General features: G+C 72.7%; 11 protein-coding genes and 1 pseudogene. 6 read left to right on the forward strand and 6 right to left on the reverse strand.

What is annotated here, in order from left to right; translation table 11 throughout:
* Nucleotides 1–145: 145 nt before the first annotated feature.
* The 4 genes and pseudogenes from ACIRYZ_RS08470 to ACIRYZ_RS08485 all read left to right on the forward strand — a co-directional run.
* A complete protein-coding gene (locus ACIRYZ_RS08470; protein ID WP_402941298.1) occupies nt 146–799 on the forward strand; it encodes a LysE family translocator in 654 nt (217 codons plus the stop codon).
* A gap of 160 nt (nt 800–959) precedes the next feature.
* The gene (locus tag ACIRYZ_RS08475; protein WP_402941301.1) at nt 960–1,289 is read left to right on the forward strand and encodes a DHCW motif cupin fold protein; all 330 of its coding nucleotides are present in this window, start codon (nt 960–962) and stop codon (nt 1,287–1,289) included.
* A 77-nt stretch (nt 1,290–1,366) separates the two neighbouring features.
* Nucleotides 1,367–1,981, forward strand: a complete 615-nt coding sequence (locus ACIRYZ_RS08480; protein ID WP_402941304.1) for a hypothetical protein — start codon at nt 1,367–1,369, stop codon at nt 1,979–1,981.
* A 90-nt stretch (nt 1,982–2,071) separates the two neighbouring features.
* Nucleotides 2,072–2,494 (forward strand): annotated as a pseudogene (locus tag ACIRYZ_RS08485) (class I SAM-dependent methyltransferase); the annotation flags it as partial.
* 118 nt (nt 2,495–2,612) lie between these two features.
* Here the strand turns inward: ACIRYZ_RS08485 and ACIRYZ_RS08490 are convergent.
* The 6 genes from ACIRYZ_RS08490 to ACIRYZ_RS08515 form a co-directional block, all read right to left on the reverse strand.
* Nucleotides 2,613–3,146 carry a CbrC family protein gene (locus tag ACIRYZ_RS08490; protein WP_402941307.1) on the reverse strand — a complete coding sequence of 178 codons (534 nt, stop codon included), beginning with the start codon at nt 3,144–3,146 and terminating at the stop codon, nt 2,613–2,615.
* 214 nt (nt 3,147–3,360) lie between these two features.
* Complete coding sequence (locus ACIRYZ_RS08495; protein WP_402941310.1) at nt 3,361–3,966, reverse strand: SGNH/GDSL hydrolase family protein; 606 nt, start codon at nt 3,964–3,966, stop codon at nt 3,361–3,363.
* Nucleotides 3,967–4,246: 280 nt separating this feature from the next.
* Nucleotides 4,247–5,149, reverse strand: coding sequence for a hypothetical protein (locus ACIRYZ_RS08500; protein ID WP_402941313.1), 903 nt, complete (start codon nt 5,147–5,149; stop codon nt 4,247–4,249).
* Between the two features lie 7 nt (nt 5,150–5,156).
* Nucleotides 5,157–5,525, reverse strand: coding sequence for a peptidase inhibitor family I36 protein (locus ACIRYZ_RS08505; RefSeq protein ID WP_402941316.1), 369 nt, complete (start codon nt 5,523–5,525; stop codon nt 5,157–5,159).
* 264 nt (nt 5,526–5,789) lie between these two features.
* Entirely contained in the window at nt 5,790–6,311 is a 522-nt protein-coding gene (locus ACIRYZ_RS08510) for a carboxymuconolactone decarboxylase family protein (protein WP_402941318.1), read from the reverse strand.
* Between the two features lie 94 nt (nt 6,312–6,405).
* Nucleotides 6,406–7,647: a cytochrome P450 gene (locus ACIRYZ_RS08515; protein ID WP_402941459.1), complete on the reverse strand. Its 1,242-nt coding sequence runs from the start codon at nt 7,645–7,647 to the stop codon at nt 6,406–6,408.
* A gap of 663 nt (nt 7,648–8,310) precedes the next feature.
* Here ACIRYZ_RS08515 and ACIRYZ_RS08520 point away from each other — a divergent pair.
* Nucleotides 8,311–17,553, forward strand: coding sequence for an amino acid adenylation domain-containing protein (locus ACIRYZ_RS08520; RefSeq protein WP_402941321.1), 9,243 nt, complete (start codon nt 8,311–8,313; stop codon nt 17,551–17,553).
* Entirely contained in the window at nt 17,540–19,234 is a 1,695-nt protein-coding gene (locus ACIRYZ_RS08525; RefSeq protein WP_402941323.1) for a phytoene desaturase family protein, read from the forward strand. Before ACIRYZ_RS08520 ends, ACIRYZ_RS08525 begins: the two co-directional genes overlap by 14 nt.
* Nucleotides 19,235–19,249: the final 15 nt, after the last annotated feature.

Below are 19,249 nucleotides of genomic sequence, written 5' to 3' on the forward strand. Positions count from 1 at the left end.
CGCGGCCGAGCCGAGTGCCCCGACTCGGCTCGGCGGCAGGGAACCGTGCCCGTCCTGCCGCACGAGCAGCGGCATCACTCCTGCTGATGCGCGGTGAAGCAGACCGCATTGGACGTGATCGCGGCCGCGACTTCAGGATGGCCGCATGACCGTTTCCTCTGCTATCGCCTCTTTCGCCGTCGTGGCAGGCATGCTGACCATCATGCCGGGGCTGGACACTGCTCTGGTGCTACGCTCCGCCATCACCCTGGGCAGGCGCCGGGCCTTCGCGACGGCGCTGGGGATCCTCTGCGGGGTGCTCGTGTGGGGCGTGGCCGCCGCGGTCGGTGCCTCGGCGGTGCTCACGGCATCCCACCTGCTGTACGACGCGCTGCGCGTGGCCGGTGCCGGGTACCTGGCGTGGCTGGGGATCGGCATGATCCGTCGGACGCTCAAGGAGCGCGGCCGGCCCGCGTCGGGGGATGCGGCGGACGGAGCGGGAGCCGCGACCGCGGAGGCGACGTGGGTACGGTCCTGGGCGCGCGGGCTGGGCACCAGCCTGCTGAACCCGAAGAACGGCGTCTTCTACATGGCGATGCTGCCCCAGTTCATCCCCAGCGGCGCCCCGCATCTGCTGATGGGGGTCGTCCTGGCGACCGTGCATGACCTGGAGGGGCTGGTCTGGTTCAGCGCGCTGATATTCGGCACCCAGCTCGTCCGCCGGTGGCTGAACCGCGGCTCGGTGCAGCGGGTCATCGACGCGATCACCGGTACGGTACTCGTCGGCTTCGGCATCAAGCTGGCACTCGGGGACAGCTGACCACCGAGACCGACCGGTCGTGGACGGCACGGGCTCACCTGGACGCCCGCCCGCCGCGCCCGAGCACTCGGGCGCGGCGGAAGGAATGCCTTGCCGTCAACTCGCCGGGCAGCAACACAACTTGGATGTCGGGCCGTGTCGAGCGAGGTAGTGTGACCATATGAATCTCAGTGGCTTCCCCTTCACCGCCACCGACTGGAGCCAGGTCTGCGAGGAGCGCAAACCGGGTGAGAGCGGGGAGGTGACCAGCCGCGTGCAGCACTTCGGCGAGGTCCGGGTCCGCAGGGTGGACTACAGTCCCGGGTACGTCGCAGATCACTGGTGCCGCAAGGGGCACGTCCTGTACGTCCTGGAGGGCGAGCTCGTCACCACGCTCGACGACGGCCGCGTCGTGGTCACCGGCCGGGGCGGCAGCTACCAGGTGGCCGACGATGCCGAGGCGCACCGCTCCAGCGCGCCGAACGGGGCCAGCCTGCTGATCGTCGACTGACGAACGGGCAGCCTTCTCAAACAGCCGTGCGGGCATCCGCAGCTCCGCGTGGGCGTGGCAGCGGTACCGTCGACCGCATGACTGAACTCAGCGACTGGACGTACGTGGTGACCGACATCGAGGTCGACGGTCCGTGGGCGGGCCCGAACTCGATGCGGTCCTTTGCATCCGTTGCCGCGACGATGGACGGGCGGACGTTCGGCGAGTTCGAGGCCGTCCTCGAACCGCTCCCCGGGTCGGCGCCGAACCCGCGCACGAAGGAATGGTTCGATTCCGAGCCGGGCACGTGGGAGGCCGCGACCGCGAACCCGGAGCCCGTCGTCGACGTGATGAGCAGGTACGTGGAGTGGATCCGGTCGCTGCCCGGCCAACGGGCATTCGCAGCGGCGCCATTGTCGTTCGACGGCACATGGATCGACTACTACCTGCGCCGGTTCACCCCGTACGGGCTGCACCAGGGCCCGTACGAGCGGGATCGCCTCTTCCACGGACCGGCGCTGTGTCTGCGCTCGTACACGGCGGCACTGACCGGGCGGCCGGCCGCTGACCTTCCGGCGCCGAAGCTGCCCCCGCACTGGCTCGGCGATGTGGAACACACCCACAAGGCGATCGACGACGCGCGCGGCTTCGCCAACCTGCTGCATTTCCTCACCCGGAACGCCGGGACACCCGTGATCACGTTCGACGCGTGAGCAGGCATGCTGCACGACTGGTTCCAAGGGCTGGGGCGATCGGAAAGTCGGTGGAGGCGCCCGGAAGACGTCGATAGCGTCCAGGTTTTGATGACTGACTCCTGGGACACTATCGCCGACTGGTACGCGGAACTCCTGCGGGCCGGCTCCGCTCTGAACGACTTCAATCGTGACGCTCTACTGGAGCACCTCCCCGGCGAGCTGAGCGGCAATCGTGTCCTCGACCTCGGGTGTGGCGAGGGGATCATCACCCGTGCGGCAGCTGCCCGCGGGGCCTCGGCCACGGGCATCGACCCGTCCCCACGCCTGATCGAACACGCGCGGGCCGCCGGGACAACCGGGCCCGGCACGGTGGGCTACACCGTCGACGACGGGTGTGTACTCGACACGGTCGCCGACGACTCGGCTGACTGGGTGACGGCGGGGCTCTCCCTGAACCACGTGCCCGACCTCGATGCCGCGTTCTCAGCTGTACGGCGCGTGCTGATGCCCCAGGGCTCGCTGGTCTTCAGCATCCCTCACCCCACGAACTCGGGGGAGATGGCAGTCAGCGGCTCCTTGCGGTGGTCGCTGATCCTGCCGGTCGCGCGGACGGCTTTGAAGGGAACGCGCGTGCCGGGCCGGGTCGTCGCTATGACGCGTCGGCGTAGGCGAGGTGGGTGCCGCAGCCGGTGCAGCGGAAGAGCATCGCGCTTGCGCTCTGCCCGAGATGGGTCAGGAAGCCCTCGAGCTGGGATGCGTCGTGCCAGCCGCCCATGCGAAGGTCGGCCCGGAGCTGGTCGAGCGCCTCGGGACGGGCGGCGAGTTCGGCGTATCCGACCTCGCCGATGAAGGCGGCGGCGTCGTTGCAGTGGACAAGCCAGTGCGGGTCCTGCCAGGCGCGGAAGCCCGGGGTGCGGCGGGTGACCTGCTCAAGGGTCTCCCTGCTGACGCCGTCGAGTCCGTAGGAGTCGGAGAAGTCACCTTCGAATCGTTCGGCGGCGCTGCCGTCGGCGATGCACCAAGGGCAGAATCGCCCGCTGACGTCCTGGGCCGTGTAGAAGGTCGCGGTGTAGATCCAGCCCGTGGCGCGCTCGCAGCAGGCACAGGTCTCGGTGCTCTCGCGGATCGATCCGCTGGCGACGGGTTCGGGGTGGTAACGGAAGTAGGGCAGGTCAGCGCTCACCGGTGCGCCTGCCCCGCAAGGAGAGGGCCGCTTCGACGCGGGTGGTTCGTGTGTCGGTGGGCATGTCTGTGAGCCTCATGGGTCGCAGTCTGTCCGCAAGCACGCCCGTGATCAAGCAGTGAGAGTCGAGCTCCGCTGATCGGGAGTGGGGCAGAGTCGTTGGTGCCGGTGGCCGCCCGCTCACGTCTGAACGCCGGCCACCGGCACCCGTCCGTCAAAGCTCGGTGAGTTCGCCCAGGCCCAGGGTGCGCAGGGTGTGGTTGGCCATGCGGAGGTGGCCGGCGGCGTTGGGGTGGGCGGGGTCGTCGAGCCACAGGAGGGCCTCGCCGTCGGGGAACTCGGCGAGCCAGTGGGCCTCGTGGTCGACGAGCAGGGCGCCGGTGTCCGCGGCGAGTTCGCGGACGGCCTGGCAGTAGGCGGGCAGTTCGGCGCGGGCGGCGCGGCCGCCGTGGCTTACCACCAGGGGCGTGTGCAGGACGATCTGCGCGCCGGCGGACCGGTCGATGATCTCGCGCATGGCGTCGCGGAACTCCTTGACCCCGTCCAGCCCGGCCCGGGCGTCGTTGGTGCCGAGCGAGAGCGACAGCACGTCCGGTGCGAACCGCCCGATGACGAAGTCGTACGCCCCGAGGACGTCCGTGGCCTTCCAGGCGGACACGCCGCTGTTGACCACGATGTCCGTCAGCCGGTCCAGCTGCCAGCAGACGCGCTCCTGTACGTGCTCGACCCAGCCGCGGGCGCCGTGGGTGTGGTAGACGGCCTGGGTGATGCTGTCCCCGGCCATCACCCAGGTCATCGGGTTGTCCGAGAGTGCGACCATGCGCTGATTCCCCCTTGATCGTTTCGACCGCTGTTGATCGTTCGTCCTGTGTTGCAGCTGCCTGCGGCAACGCTCGGGAAGTGGATCCTATTCACACGTGATCGGGGGGAAGCGGCGCCCGGGAGGCCCGCGGCGATCGGCAACTGGTCGTCGGCAGTGGGGATCGCACCGAAGATCGCACCGGCCCGCCGGGCAGGGGCTCGGCGGGCCGGTGCGAGGTGCGAGGTGCGTGGGGCCGTGGGGGGCGAGGGGGCGAGGTGCGTGGGGGCGGGGGCGGCCCTCAGGGTGTTCCGGTCGGCCGGTCCACCCGGGCGAGGGCCTGTTGCCGGAGGGAGCGGAGCTGGTCGAGCAGTGGTCCGTCACCGCCGAGGACGGTCTTCTCGACGTCGCTCTGCGCCCGGCTGACGGCGGTGGCGAGCCCGGCCTGCTCCTGGCACCGGGCCGAGGTCTTGGCCAACGAGAGTTCGCCGCCGATCAGTTCGTGAGTCTTCGCCGGGTCGCCGCCGTCCTGCTGCACCCGCTGATCGATCACGGCGATCGGGTCGGCCAGGTGGCCGGCGCTCTGGTGGGCGGCGGACATGCAGTCGCGCCAGCGGCCCTCGGCGGCGGTGAACCGGCCGTCGGCCTGGACGGCGGTGACGACCTTGCCGCTGAGCACCTGGAAGGTGTTGTACAGGCGGAGGTAGTCGGGGCCGTAGAGCGTGGTGTCGGCCTGGATGAGGCAGGAGTCGCTGTTGTAGAAGAACTGCTGGTGGTCGGGCAGGTCGACGGTGACCCGGTGCGCGTCCGTCCCCAGCAGGGCGGACTTCCAGGCCTGGTCGGCGGCGTGGTCCTGGTTGGGGTCGGCGGTCTGCTTCAGGTTCAGGGCCGTGCTGATGACGCCGAAGCCGTCGTCGGCGGCCTGGTCGCCGCTGAGCAGCCCGTACGGGTTGGCGTCGACGCGGTGGTCGCCGGTGCTGAGGCTCTGGGGGCGGTACTCGAAGCCGCGCTCGCGCATGCAGGAGGTGACGAGTCCCTCCTCGGTGTTGTGCAGGGCGACGCGCTGCGGCTCGTCGTAGTGGGTGACGCCGCCGAAGGGGCGTGGCTGGGCCCCGGGCGGGGTGGTGCCGCCGGACGAGGAGCATCCGGCGGCACCGAGGCCCAGGAGGACCGCCGCGAGGGCGAGGGTGATCCTGGTCTTCATCGCTGGATCAGACCGTGCACCAGCGGTTGGAGAGGATCTGCGGCAGGTTGCTCTCGATCGTGGTCCAGCCCGTGCCGCGGTAGAGGATCCAGCCCTGGCCCGCGGCGTTCTTCTGGGCGTAGACGACGACGTTGCAGCTGTTGCCGTTGTTGAACGCCGAGCCGCCGAGGCTGTCGTTGAAGTTGGCGTACATGCTCAGGTCGTTGTTGTCCTGGTAGACGGTCTGGACGTTGCCGCTGTAGTTCGATCCCCAGTACACGCACAGGCCGCCCGCGTTGCAGCCGGCCGGCGCGGCCTCGGCGGCCGGGGCGACGACGCCCACGCCGACGACGGCGCTCGCGGCGACGGCGAGCGCGGCGATGGTCTTCTTGAACATGGTGGCTCCTCGAATCGAGTGAAGGTGCCTTGTGCCGACCGGTCCTGACGCTCCGTCGACACGTGCCAGCCTGCGTCAGGACCGGGGGCGATCGCCATCGGTGCGGACCGGCTGGGGACGGTGGGACGCCGTCCCACGCCCCGACCCGCGGCGTCCCCGGGCGTCCCGGACGAACTGCGGGACGGGGCGGCGCCGTTGGGGTATGGAACGCCGACCGGCCCGCCGGGCGAAGGGCTCGGCGGGCCGGGGTGGGGTGGTGGTGGGTCAGGCCCAGGGGTCGGTGAAGGACCGGCCGGGGACGGGCTTGGCAATGAGTGCGATGGCGGTGAAGAAGTTCACCTGGCCGATGGCGAGGGTGAGCGTGGCGAGCGCCTTCTCGTCGTAGTGGGAGGCGACTTCGGCGTACAGCTCGTCGCTGACGCGCTCGCCGTGCGGGTTGGGCTGGAGAGTGGCCTCGGCCAGGGCGAGGGCGGCGCGCTCGGGGGCGGTGAAGTACGGGGAGTCCTGCCAGGCGGCGACCGAGGCGATGCGCTCCTCGGACTCGCCGGCCTTGCGCAGGAACCCGGTGTGCAGGACGGTCAGGTAGGTGCTGCCCGCGATCTGGCCGGCCCGCAGCTGGACCAGGCTGATGGTGGCGCGCGGGATCGAGCGGTTGCCGACGGCCTTGAACAACGCGGCCGACACCTCGGCGAGTTCGGGGACGAGCTCGCCGGGGTCGGTGGCCAGGCGGGGGCGCAGCGGGATCTCGGCGGTGATCGAGCGGCCGGTGGTCGAATGGGCGGTCATCGTGGTGTTCCTCTCGGGAGCGTCGGGAGCAGTGGTGCTTCCACTGACCCGACGGATCCCGGGACGGATGTGTGACAGCTCGGGGAAACCCCGCTCAGCGCAGCACCGCCGGGGTCGGGCCGTCCGGGCGTACCGTGATGCTGTAGGCGGCCCCGGCCGGCCGGGAGCGGAACTCCAACACTCCCAGCGGAAGCAGCAGTTCCAGCAGCGCCGTGGTCTCCCGCACCGCGAACTGGGTGCCCAGGCAGGCGCGGGCGCCCAGGCCGAAGGGCAGGTAGGCGCCGAGCTGGCCGGGGCGGTCCGCGCCGGGGGTGAACCGGGTCGGGTCGAAGCGCTCCGGGGCGGGCCACAGCGCCGGGTCGCGGTGGGTGAGGTACGGGCAGACCAGCACGTCCGTACCGGCGGCGATCCGGTGCCCGGCGATCACGTCGTCCTCGACGGCGTGCCGGGGGAGCAGCCAGGCGGAGGGGTAGAGCCGGAGGGTCTCGCTGACCAGCGCCTGGGGGTCGGCGCCCCGGGCGCCCGGGTTGTCGTCGAGTAGCAGGAACAGCCAGGTGAGCGTGGTGGCGGTGGTCTCGTGGCCGGCCACCAGCAGGGTGACCAGCTCGTCGCGGATCAACCGGTCGGTGTACTCGGGGTGCTGGTCGGCCGCGTCGAGCAGGACGCGGAGCACGCCGGGCTCCTCGACATCCCGGACCGACCGCGCCGCGTCGATCGCCGCCTGGGCGACGGCGTCGATCCGGGCGAGGTCCTCGGCGACCGCGTCCCGGGCGTCCGCCGCATTGGTCGGCAGGGTCGGCATCGCGGCCACCACCCGTTCCACCGATCGCAGTTCGCCGTCCGTCCGGTCGTCCAGCGGCAGTCCGGTGAGCGCCCGCCAGACGGTGTCCAGGGCGAAGCCGCGCATCTCCTCGCCCACGTCGAAGGTCTCCCCGCTGCGCCGGTAGCCCTCCCAGCGCTCGGCGGTCCGGCGCGCCGCGGCGGCGATCCGCTGCTCGTGGCGGCGCATGCCCGTCCCGGTGAACTGCGACTGCAGCAGGCGCCGTTGACGCTTCCAGGCCTCGCCGGTGGCGGACAGCACGCCGTCGCCGACCAGCATCCGGGCCCGGTGCGAGCGCTTGACGTACCGGTCGGGGTGGCGGCCGAGCACGTGCTGGACGGCGGCCGGGTCGGTGACCAGGACGGTCGGGGTCGGGCCGAGCCGGAAGGCGGCGATGCCGCCGATGCCGCGCTGGGCGCGGGCCAGCAGGTCGACCAGCTGGGCCTCCTCGCCCCGCCACTGCTCGACGGCCTCGGGGGCCAGTTCAGGCACGGGGACGGTGTCCGTGGTCACCAGGGGTCTCCTCGACTCGGCCGACGTCAGACGAAAGGCGGGGCAAGCCCGAGGGCCGACTCTACGTCAGACGCGCCGTGGCGCGGCTGCGCCGCGGTCCGTCCCCCTCGACGGGCCCGCCCCGCCGGCCCGATCGAGGAAGAAGTGCCGAGTCCACCGCCACCGCACGCAGGGCGTGCGGCGGCGCCCGATCGACGACCTGACCGCGCTGCGATCCGGTATCTCGTGCGCCTGCTGACGAATGCGCCCTCTTCGCGCCGACCCGACGTCAACTTCGTGCACCAATGTTCGTCGGATCGGGTCATTTGTGGCGTTAACACGTCGAATGACTGCCCCGACCTGTGGCTCCCGCTAGAGTCTCTGACGTTTCCAGTCGTTAGTCCGCGAAGAACGAGGGGGAGCGTGCTGTCCGCCATCGCATGCCGGATAGCCCATCCGCTTCGGCTCTTGCGGGGAATCTCCTGATGTCCTTGCCGCGCGACCCGCGATGCAATTGACCCCGGGCCTGATCGGCTCATCGGCATATTCAGTGTTCGTGGTCGGAATGCCAATGCCGGCGCGGGGGAATTGTGTTCACGCCGCCATCGATGTCCACCGCCTGACCCCGGCCCGCGAAGCCGCCCCTCCCGCGCCCGCGCCGTCCCGCCATCGACCCCGGATTGGATCATGACCACCTCGCCCTTCGCCGTGCCGTGTGACCGGATCGCGATCACCGGGATCGGCTGTCGCCTGCCGGGACACGCCAACGACCACCGGGCCTACTGGCGCAACCTGATCGAGGGCCGGGACTGTCTCACCGACACCCCCGCCGACCGGTACGACACCGGCACCCTGGGCAGCCGGGACCGCGCCAAGCCGGGACGGCTGATCGGCGGCCGGGGCGGCTACATCGACGGCTTCGACACCTTCGACCCGGACTTCTTCGGCATCAGCCCGCGCGAGGCCGAGCACATGGACCCGCAGCAGCGCAAGCTCCTGGAGGTCAGCTGGGAGGCGTTGGAGGACGGCGGGCTGCGCCCCGGCGAGCTGGCCGGGCGGGACGTCGGCGTCTACATGGGCGCCTTCACCCTGGACTGGAAGATCCTGCAGTTCGCCGACCTCGACTTCGGCACCATCGCCGCGCACACCGCCACCGGCACGATGATGACGATGGTGTCCAACCGGATCTCGCACTGCTTCGACTTCCGCGGCCCCAGCGTCTCCATCGACACCGCCTGCAGCTCCTCGCTGGTCGCGGTCCACCTGGCCTGCCAGAGCCTGCTCCGCGGCGAGAGCGAACTCGCCCTGGCAGGCGGTGCGTTGCTGCACATGGCGCCGCAGTACACGATCGCCGAGACCAAGGGCGGCTTCCTCTCCGCGGACGGCCGCTCGCGGGCCTTCGACGCCTCCGCCGACGGCTACGTCCGGGCCGAGGGCGTCGGCGTGGTGGTGCTCAAGCGGCTCTCCGACGCGCTGCGCGACGGCGACCCGGTGCACGCCGTCATCCTCGGCAGCGGCGTCAACCAGGACGGCCGCACCAACGGCATCACCGTCCCCAGCGCGGACGCCCAGGTCGCCCTGATCGAGCGGGTCTGCGCCGAGGCCGGGGTGCTGCCCGGCAGTCTGCAGTACGTCGAGGCGCACGGCACCTCCACCCCGGTCGGCGACCCGATCGAGGCGGCCGCGCTCGGCCGGGTGCTGGGCATCGGCCGCCGCCCCGGGGACCGCTGCTACGTCGGCTCGGTGAAGACCAACATCGGGCACACCGAGGCCGCCGCCGGCGTCGCCGGGCTGATCAAGACCGCGCTGGCCCTCAAGCACCGCCGCATCCCGCCGCACCTCAACCTGGAGCGGCCCAACCCCGGCATCGACCTGGCCGCGCTGCCCTTCGAGATCCCCACCGCCCCCGTCGACTGGCCCGAACACCAGGGCCCGGCCCGCGCCGGCGTCAACTCCTTCGGCTTCGGCGGCACCAACGCGCACGTCCTGCTGGAGGAGCCGCCACTCCCCGCCCCGGCCCGGCCGGTGCCGCAGCCGGCCCGTGCGGTGCTGCCGCTGAGCACCCGGGACGCCGCCGGACTGCCCGAGCTGGCCGGCGCCGTCCGCACCGAGCTGGGCGCCGGGACGGCGCTCGCCGACCTCGGCCACACCCTGGCCCACCGCCGCCAGCACCTGCCCGAACGGCTCGCCGTGGTCTACTCCGGACGGCAGGACCTGGACGAGGCGCTGGCCGCCCACGAGCGCGGTGAGGCGCACCCGCGGGTGGTCCAGGGGCGTTCCCGGGAACGCCGACAGCGGCGGCTGGCCTGGGTGTTCACCGGCATGGGCCCGCAGTGGTGGGGGATGGGCCGGGGACTGTACGAGAGCGAGCCGGTCTACCGGGAGGCCGTGCGGGCCGTCGACCGGGAGATCCGCGAGCAGGCCGGCTGGTCGCTGCTGGAGGAGTCGGGCCGCGACGAGGCGGACTCCCGGATGGCCGAGACCTGGCTCGCCCAGCCCGCCAACTTCGCCGTCCAGGTGGGGCTTTCGGCGCTGTGGCGAAGCCACGGCCTGGTGCCGGACGCGGTGGTCGGGCACAGCACCGGCGAGGTCGCCGCCTTCCACGAGGCCGGGGTGTACGACCTGGCCGACGCCGTCCGGGTGGTGCTCGCGCGCAGCGGGCTGCAGCAGCGCCTGGCCGGGACGGGCTCGATGCTCGCGGTCGGCCTGCCGGAGGCCGAGGCGGAGCGGCGGATCCGTCCGTACCGCACCCGGGTCTCGCTCGGCGCCGTCAACAGCCCCTCCGCCGTGACCCTCGCCGGGGACACCGAGGCGCTGCGCCAACTGGCCGAGGAGCTCAGGCGGCAGGGCGTGTTCACCCGCTTCCTCGACGTCGAAGTCCCGTACCACAGCGTGCGGATGGACCCGATCCGGGACGAGCTGATCGCCGCGCTGGCCGGGATCAAGTCGCGCGAGGCGCAGCTGCCGCTCTACCTGACCGCCGACGAGGGGCTCGCCCGGGGGCCGGAGCTGGACGGTGAGTACTGGTGGCGCAACGTCCGCAACCCGGTGCGCTTCCGGGCCGCCGTCGAGCGGATGGCCGAGGACGGTCACCGGCTGTTCCTGGAGCTCGGCCCGCACCCGGTGCTCGGCCACGCGATCCGCGAGTGCTCCGAGCAGGCGCACACCCTGCCGTCGATCCGCCGGCACCAGGACGAGCCCGAGCGCTTCGCCCGCACCCTGGCCGAACTGCACACCCTGGGCGTCGAGTTGAGCTGGCACGCGGTGCAGCCGGCCGGGCGCCCGGTGCCGCTGCCGACCTACCCGTGGCGGCGCGACCGGTACTGGGTCGAGCCGAAGCCGGTGGAGCAGGTCCGGCTCGGGCGGGTCGACCACCCGCTGCTGGGCCGCCGCACCGCGAGCGCCCAGCCCTGCTGGAGCACCGCGCTGGACCCGGAGCGGCTGCCGTACCTGGCGGACCACCGGATCGAGGGACAGGTGGTCTTCCCGGCCGCCGGGTACCTGGAGATGGCCGCCCAGGCCGTCCGGGCGCTCACCGGAGGCACCGAGGTGGTGCTGGCCGAGGTCGAGCTGAACCGGGCGCTGTTCCTCTCCGAGCGCGAGCCGGTTCCCGTCCAGCTCGGCTACGCGCCCGAGGACGCCCGCTTCACCATCGCCTCCACCCCGGCCGGCGGCGAGCCCGCCGTGCACGCGAGCGGCCGGGTCCGCACCGGCCAGCGCCGCGCCCACCGGCCGGCACCGGACTTCGACGCACTGCGCGCCCGAGGCCGGCACGTCGACGGCCCGGACTGCTACCGGCGCCTCGCCGAGCGCGGCTACCACTACGGGCCCGCCTTCCAGGCCATCGCCGAGGCCTGGGTCGGGCCCGACGAGGCGCTCGCCCTGATCCGGCCCACCCCGCGGCTCGGCCCCGGGGCCGCCGACCACCACCTGCACCCGGTGCTGCTGGACGCCTGCTTCCAGACCCTGCTGACCACCCGGCTGCACGCACCCGAGGGCGGCAGCGTCCGGCTGCCGGTCTCTATCGAGGAGGTCCGGCTCGACCAGGCCGGCGACCGGCCGCTGTGGGCGCACGCCACCGTCACCCGGGACAGCGGCGAGGAACTCGTCGGCGACCTCGCCCTCTACGCCGAGGACAGCACCCCGCTCGGCCGGATCACCGGCTTCAAGGTCGCCGACGTCGCCCAGGCCTCCGCCTCGGTGGGCCTGGCCACCATCGACGGCTGGCTCACCGAACTCGCCTGGACGCCGGCCCCGGCGGCGCCGCTCGACCGGCCGACCGGTGACCTGCTGCTGTTCGCCGACGGCGGCGGCCTCGCCGAGCGGCTGGCCGCCCTGGCCACCGAGCGCGGCGCCCGCTGCCACCTGGTCCGACCCGGCGGCTCGTACGCCGTCTCCGACGGGGAGGCGACGGTGCGGCCCGACTCCGCCGAGGACCTCCGGCGGCTGTTCGCCGACCTGGACCCGGCGTACCGGACCGTCGTCCACCTGTGGAACCTCGACCAGCCCGCCCTCCACGCCACCGACCCCGGACAGCTCGACGGGCTCGCCACCCTCGGCGCCTACTCGCTGATCACCCTCGCCCAGGCGCTGCCCGCCGCCCGCCCTGACGGTCGACTGCACATCGTCACCCGGGGCACCCAGGCCACCGGGCCCGGCGACCGGGTCGAACCGCTCGGCGCCCCCGTCTGGGGCATCGGGCGGGTGCTGTGGCAGCAGGAACTCGTCGCCCAGCGCGGCAGCCTGGTCGACCTCGACCCCGCGCTCGACGCCGGGGAGCAGGCCGGGGCGCTGCTCGCCGAACTCGGTGCCGGGGAGGAGCAGGAGATCGCCCTGCGGGACGGCGGCCGGCTCACCAGCCGGCTGCGCCCGGCCGAGGGCCTCACCCGGCCGCTGCCGCCGGTCCTGCGCCCCGACGGCAGCTATCTGGTCACCGGCGCCTTCGGCGCGCTCGGCCGACTGCTCTGCCGCACCCTGGTCAAACGCGGCGCCCGGCGGCTGATCCTGGTCGGTCGCACCGCCCTGCCGGAACGCGCCGAGTGGCAGGGCGTGGACCCGGCGAGCCCGGCCGGGGAGCGGATCGCCTTCCTGCGGGAACTGGAGGCGCTCGGCGCCGAACCGCTGCTCGCCCCGGTGGACGTCACCGACGAGGCCGCCCTCGCCGGCTGGCTCGCCGACTACCGGCAGCGCCAACTCCCGCCGATCCGCGGGGTGTTCCACCTCGCCGGGCAGGTCCGGGACACCCTGCTGGCGCAGCTGGACCGCGCGGCCTTCGACGCCGCGTACAGTCCCAAGGTGGTCGGCGGTCACCTGCTGCACCGGCTGCTGGAGGCCGAACCGCTCGACCACTTCGTGCTGTTCGCCTCGGTCGCCTCACTGCTCACCACCGCCGGACAGACCAACTATGCGGCCGGGAACGCCTTCCTGGACGCCCTGGCCCATCACCGCCGCGCCGCGGGCCTGCCCGCGCTCAGCCTGGACTGGGGCCCCTGGGCCACCGGCATGATCGAGGAACTGGGCCTGGTCGCCCACTACCGCGACGCGCGCGGCATGAGCTCGCTGCCGCCGGAGGTCGGAACCGCCGTGCTGGAGCGCGTCCTCGGACAGGACCGGGCCCAGCTGCTGGTCGCCACCGTGGTCGACTGGCCGACCTTCCTCGCCTGGTACCCGGCCCCGCCGCCGCTGGTCGCCGAACTCGCGGCGAGCGCCGCCGAGCAGGCCCCGGCCGAGACCGGCGGCTTCCTGGACGCCTACCGCACCGCCGACCGGCAGGCCCGGCGGGAGCTGGTCACCAGGCGCTTCACGGCCGCCGCGGCGGCCGTCCTGCGGATCGGCGCCGAGCGGATCTGCCCGGACACCAGGCTCGGCGCGCACGGCCTGGACTCGCTGCTCGCGATGGAGCTGCGGGCCCGGGTGCACGCCGAACTCGGCGTCGCCCTGCCGGTGGTGGCGCTGCTCAGCAACGGCACCGTCGGCGACCTGGCCGACCTGCTCACCGAGGGGCTGGCCGAACGGCTCGCCGCCGATGGCGGCCCGGAGCAGGCCGAGGTCGAGCTCCACACCGACGAGTCCCGCTACCCGCTCACCCACAACCAGCAGGCGCTGTGGTTCCTGCGCCAGCTGCACCCGGACGGCTTCGCGTACAACATCGGCGGCGCGGTCGAGGTGCGCGCCGAACTCGACCCGGAGCTGGTGTTCGCCGCCTTCGCCTTCCTGGTCGCCCGCCACCCCGGACTGCGCGCCGCCTTCACCGCCGATCAGGGCCGCCCGGTCCAGCGCATCCGCGCCGAAGTCAACGCCGACACCGGGCTGTTCGACGTCGAGGGCCGCCCCTGGGAGGAGATCCACGAGCTGATCGTCCACGAGTACCGGCGGCCGTACGACCTGGCCGAGGACCCGCTGGTGCGGCTGCGGCTGTTCCGGCGCGGACCGGACCGCTGGGTGCTGATGAAGGCCGTCCACCACATCGTCTCGGACGCGATCTCCACCTTCACCTTCATCGAGGAGTTGTTCGAGGTCTACGAGGCGCTGCGCCGGGGCCGCACCCCCGAACTGCGCCCGGTGGCCGCCCGCTACCTGGACTTCCTCAACCACCAGAACCGCTTCCTGGCGGGGCCGCAGGCGCGGCGGATGCTCGACTACTGGCGCGGCCACCTGCCGGCCGGGATGCCGGTGCTGGCACTGCCCACCGACAAGCCGCGCCCGGCGGTGCAGACCCACAACGGCGCCTCCGAGTTCTTCCGGCTGGACGCCGAACTGACAGCGCGGGTCCACGAGTTGGCCCGAGCGCACAACGCCACGCCGTTCATGGTGCTGCTCGGCGCCTACTACCTGCTGCTGCACCGCTGGTCCGGGCAGTCGGACATCGTGGTCGGCAGCCCGGTCACCGGCCGTACCCAGGAGGAGTTCGCCTCCGTCTACGGCTACTTCGTCAACCCGTTGCCGCTGCACGTGAGCCTGGCCGGGGAGCCGACGGTGGCCGAGCTGCTGGCCCGGGTGCGGGAGAGCGTGCTCGGCGGCCTGGACAACCAGGAGTACCCGTTCCCGCTGCTGGTCGAGCAGTTGGGGCTGCAGCACGACCCGAGCCGTTCCGCGGTGTTCCAGGCGATGTTCATCCTGCTCACCCACAAGGTCGCGGTGGAGCGCTTCGGACACCGCCTGGAGTACATCGAACTCCCCGAGGAGGAAGGGCAGTTCGACCTCACCCTGTCCGCCTACGAGGACCGGTCGGACGGCTGCTTCCACTGCGTGTTCAAGTACAACTCCGACCTCTTCGAACCCGCCACCGTCCAGCGGCTGGCCGCGCACTACCGCAACCTGCTGGAGGCCATGACCAGGGCCGCCGAAGGCGAGCCGGTCGGCCGGCTGCGGATGCTGGACCAGGCCGAACGCCGCCGGATCCTCGACGAGTTCAGCGGCGTCGAGCGGCGGATCGACGACGCGGTGACGGTGCCCGAGCTGATCGCCAAGGCCGCCGCCGAGCACCCGGAGGCGGTCGCGGTGGTGGCCCCCGGCCGGGGCGCCGTCCGGCGGGTCACCTACGGCGAGCTCGACCGGCGCGCCGAGCGCACCGCCGTACGGCTGCGTGAACTGGGCGTCGGCGAGGGCTCGGTGGTCGCGGTCTGCCTGGACAAGTCACCCGAGTTGATCACCACCCTGCTGGCGATCTGGCGGGCCGGCGCCGCCTACCTGCCGCTCGACCCCGGACACCCGGCCGACCGGCTGGCGTTCCAGGTGGCCGACGCCGGGGCGGCCCTGGCCGTGGTGGACGAGTGGCGCCCGCTCCCGGCCGAACTGCCCGCGCCGCTGATCACCCTGGAGGAGCTGGAGCGACCGGCCACCGCTGCCGGGCCGCTGCCCGCCGCGGACCCGGACCGGGCCGCGTACGTGATCCACACCTCCGGCTCCACCGGGCGCCCCAAGGGCGTGCGGGTCGACCACCGCAACCTGGCCGCGGTCACGGCCGGCTGGCGCGAGCAGTACCGGCTGGACACCGAGGCCCGGGTGCACCTGCAGATGGCCGGGACCGCCTTCGACGTGTTCTCCGGCGACCTCGCCCGGGCGCTCGGCACCGGCGGCACCCTCGTCCTGGTCGACCGCGAACTGCTCTTCGACACCGCCCGGCTGCACCGGGTGATGCGCCAGGAGGCCGTCGACTGCGGCGAGTTCGTCCCCGCGGTGGCCCGCGCCCTGCTCGCCCACTGCGAACGCGAGGGCCTGCGGCTGGACTTCCTGCGGCTGCTGATCGTCGGCTCCGACTCCTGGAAGGCCGCCGAGCACCGGCGGCTGCGCGCCCTGTGCGGGCCGGACACCAGGCTGGTCAACTCCTACGGCCTGACCGAGGCCACCGTCGACTCCAGCTACTACGAGGGTACCGCCGAGGAGCTGGAACCGGGCCGGATGGTCCCGATCGGCCGGCCCTTCCCGAACAGCGCGCTCTACATCCTCGACCGCTACGGCGAGCCCGTCCCGGTCGGGGTGCCCGGCGAGCTGTGGATCGGCGGCGCGGGCGTCGCCGCCGGCTACCCGAACGACCCGGAGCAGACCGAACGGCGCTTCACCACCCTGGAGTTCGACGGCACGCCGCTGCGGCTCTACCGCACCGGCGACCTCGGCCACTGGGACACCGCGGGCACCGCGCACCTGCTCGGCCGGATCGACAACCAGGTCAAGGTGCGCGGCCACCGGATCGAGCTCGGAGAGATCGAGGCCCACCTCACCACCCGGCCCGAACTCGCCCAGGCCTGCGTCGCCGTCCGGCAGGACTCCTCGGGCGAAGCCGTGCTGGCCGCCTACCTGGTGGCCGCCGAGGGCGTCGAGCTGGACCGCCGCGAACTGCGCCGCCACCTCGCCGAACACCTGCCCACCGTGATGATCCCCGCCTACCTCACCGAACTGCCCGCCCTGCCGCTCACCCCGAACGGCAAGGTAGACCTCGCCGCCCTGCCGGAGCCCAAGGCCGACATCGGCGCCGAGCAGCACGAACCGCCCGTCACCCTCTACGAGATCAGGGTCGCCGAGCACTGGCGGAACCTGCTCGGCCTGGACGAAGTCGGCCTCCAGCACGACTTCTTCGAGCTCGGTGGCAGCTCCATTCGGCTGATCGAGCTGATCCACCACCTCCAGACCGAGTTCAACATCAGCATCCCGGTCGGCCTGCTGTTCAAGGTCACCACCCTGCACGGCATGGCCCGCACCGTCGAGCAGATCATCACCGGGGAGGTGGCCGGCGGCGAACCCCACCTCTGGTTCAACTCCGGTGCTCCCGAAGCCCGTACGGTCTTCTGCTTTCCCCCGGCCGGCGGCCACGGCCTGGTCTACCGGCAGCTCGCCGCGCACCTGCCCGAGCACCGGATCGCCGCCTTCAACTACCTGACCGGCGACGACAAGACCGCCCGCTACGCCGACCTGGTCGAGGCGCTGCACGAGCCGGGCCCGTACGTCCTGCTCGGCTACTCACTCGGCGGCAACCTCGCCTTCGAGGTGGCCAAGGAACTGGAACGGCGCGGCCGCACCGTCGGCTCGGTGCTGCTGGTGGACGCCTACCGGAGCCTGGCGGCCTTCGACCTGGGCGAGGAGCACGTGGCGGTCTTCGAACGGGAGCTGCGCGAGCACCTGCACCGGCACACCGGCTCGCGGATCGTCGCCCAGGAGACCCTGGAACAGGCCCGGGACTACCTGGAGTTCTGCAGCCGCACCCCCAACACGGGCACCGTGAACGCCCGGCTCGACGTGGTCTGCGAGCGCGAGCGCCTCGCCGTGCACGAGCGCGGCGAGCCCGGCTCCTGGCACGGCGCCTCCACCACCGGCACCGCCGTGCACACCGGCCACGGCGACCACGCCGAGATGCTCGACGGCGAGTTCGCGGCCCGCAACGCCGAACTGGCGGGCGCCATCCTGGCCGGAGGCGCCGTTGATGGCCGCAGCTGACCGCGGGCCGGACTGGTCCGCCAGGCACCGGGCCGACGGCGGCCCGCCCCGGGTGATCGTGATCGGGGCCGGCCTGGCCGGCCTCGCCACCGGCTGCTACGCGCAGATGAGCGGCCTGGAGACCCGGATCTTCGAGAAGCACGTGCTGCCCGGCGGCTGCTGCACCGCCTGGTCCCGGCACGGCTACCTGTTCGACTACTGCATCGACTGGCTGATCGGCACCGCCGAGGGCACCGGCGCCCACCAGGTCTGGCGCGAACTCGGAGCCCTGGACGGCAAGTCGGTGACCCACTTCGACACCTTCAACCGGGTCGTCGACGAGCACGGCCGGGCCGTCACCTTCCACACCGACCCGGACCGGCTGGAGGCCCACCTACTGGCCCTCGCCCCTGGCGACGCCGCGCCGATCCGTGCCTTCTGCAAGGACCTGCGCCGCTTCGCCGCGATCGACCTGCCCTGGGACCTCACCCCGCCGCCGCTGCGCACCCCGGCCGAACGGCTGCGCACCCTGCGTGCCCTGCTGCCCGCCTTCCGGCTGTTCTGGCGCACCGCGACCACCCCGATGAGCGGCTTCGCCGAGCGCTTCCAGGACCCGCTGCTGCGGCGGGCCTTCCCCACCATGTTCCTGCAGGAGCCGGCCGGCTTCCCGCTGCTGCCGTACCTGTACACCCTGGCCGCCGCGCACACCGGCAACGCGGGCTTCCCGCAGGGCGGTTCGCTCGGACTGGCCCGCTCGGTGGAGGAGCGGTACACCTCGCTCGGCGGGGTGATCGGCTACCGATGCCGGGTGGACCGGGTCCTGGTCGAGGGCGGCCGCGCCGTCGGTGTCGAACTGCGGGACGGCTCAAGGCACTTCGCCGACCACGTGGTCGCCGCCTGCGACGGGCCGACGGTGCTCGACCGGCTACTGGCGGGCCGCTACTCCAGCCCGGCCACCGACCGGCTGTACGGCGAACTGCTGGACAAGCCCGGCAACCTCTACCCGGCCGTGGTCTCCGCCTTCGTCGGCGTCGACGGACCGCTGCCGGCGGGCGAGCCGCACAGCACCACCTACCTGCTCCCGCCCGAGCAGGCCGCCCGGCTGCCCGGCTCGCTCCAGCACAGCCTGGTGGTGCAGCTGCGCTCCGACTACGCCGAGGGCTTCGCACCGCCCGGCAAGTCGGTGCTGCACTGCACCTACTTCAGCGACTACCGATCCTGGAAGGAGCTGCGGGTGCGCGACCGCCGGGCCTACCGGGCGCGCAAGCAGGAAGTCGCGGCGTTCGTCCGGGAGTTCCTGGTCCGGACCCACCCCGGCCTCGGCGGGCGGATCGAACTCGTCGACGTGGCCTCGCCGGTGACCACCGAGCGCTTCACCGGCAACACCTACGGCAGCATCCTCGCCTGGCAGGCCTTCTCCGAGGCCGAGGACGCCGCCAACCGCCTGGTCAACCGGGACCGGATGCGGCTGCCGGGCCTCAGCGGCTTCTCCATGGCCGGGCAGTGGACCTCGCTCGGCGGACTGATCCGGGCCGCCACCAGCGGCCGGTACGCCGCCCAGTACCTCTGCCGGGAACTCGGCCGACCGTTCCGGGCCTGGCCCAGCGACAACAGGGAACCCTGGCACGCGGGCAAATGGGGCCGCCTGCCGCAACTCGACCGGGCCACCGTGGGCCGGATGACCGTCGGAGGGCCGGAATGACGGGGACGAGCAGCG

It is taken from the genome of Kitasatospora sp. NPDC101155, assembly GCF_044768305.1.
In the GTDB taxonomy this organism is placed as follows: domain Bacteria; phylum Actinomycetota; class Actinomycetes; order Streptomycetales; family Streptomycetaceae; genus Kitasatospora.

Coding starts and splice junctions, on each gene's coding strand:
- ACIRYZ_RS08470 (WP_402941298.1), top strand. CDS start 146: ATGACCGTTTCCTCTGCTATCGCCTCTTTCGCCGTCGTGGCAGGCATG.
- ACIRYZ_RS08510 (WP_402941318.1), bottom strand. CDS start 6,311: ATGACCGCCCATTCGACCACCGGCCGCTCGATCACCGCCGAGATCCCG.
- ACIRYZ_RS08520 (WP_402941321.1), top strand. CDS start 8,311: ATGACCACCTCGCCCTTCGCCGTGCCGTGTGACCGGATCGCGATCACC.
- ACIRYZ_RS08475 (WP_402941301.1), top strand. CDS start 960: ATGAATCTCAGTGGCTTCCCCTTCACCGCCACCGACTGGAGCCAGGTC.
- ACIRYZ_RS08525 (WP_402941323.1), top strand. CDS start 17,540: ATGGCCGCAGCTGACCGCGGGCCGGACTGGTCCGCCAGGCACCGGGCC.
- ACIRYZ_RS08500 (WP_402941313.1), bottom strand. CDS start 5,149: ATGAAGACCAGGATCACCCTCGCCCTCGCGGCGGTCCTCCTGGGCCTC.
- ACIRYZ_RS08495 (WP_402941310.1), bottom strand. CDS start 3,966: ATGGTCGCACTCTCGGACAACCCGATGACCTGGGTGATGGCCGGGGAC.
- ACIRYZ_RS08480 (WP_402941304.1), top strand. CDS start 1,367: ATGACTGAACTCAGCGACTGGACGTACGTGGTGACCGACATCGAGGTC.
- ACIRYZ_RS08505 (WP_402941316.1), bottom strand. CDS start 5,525: ATGTTCAAGAAGACCATCGCCGCGCTCGCCGTCGCCGCGAGCGCCGTC.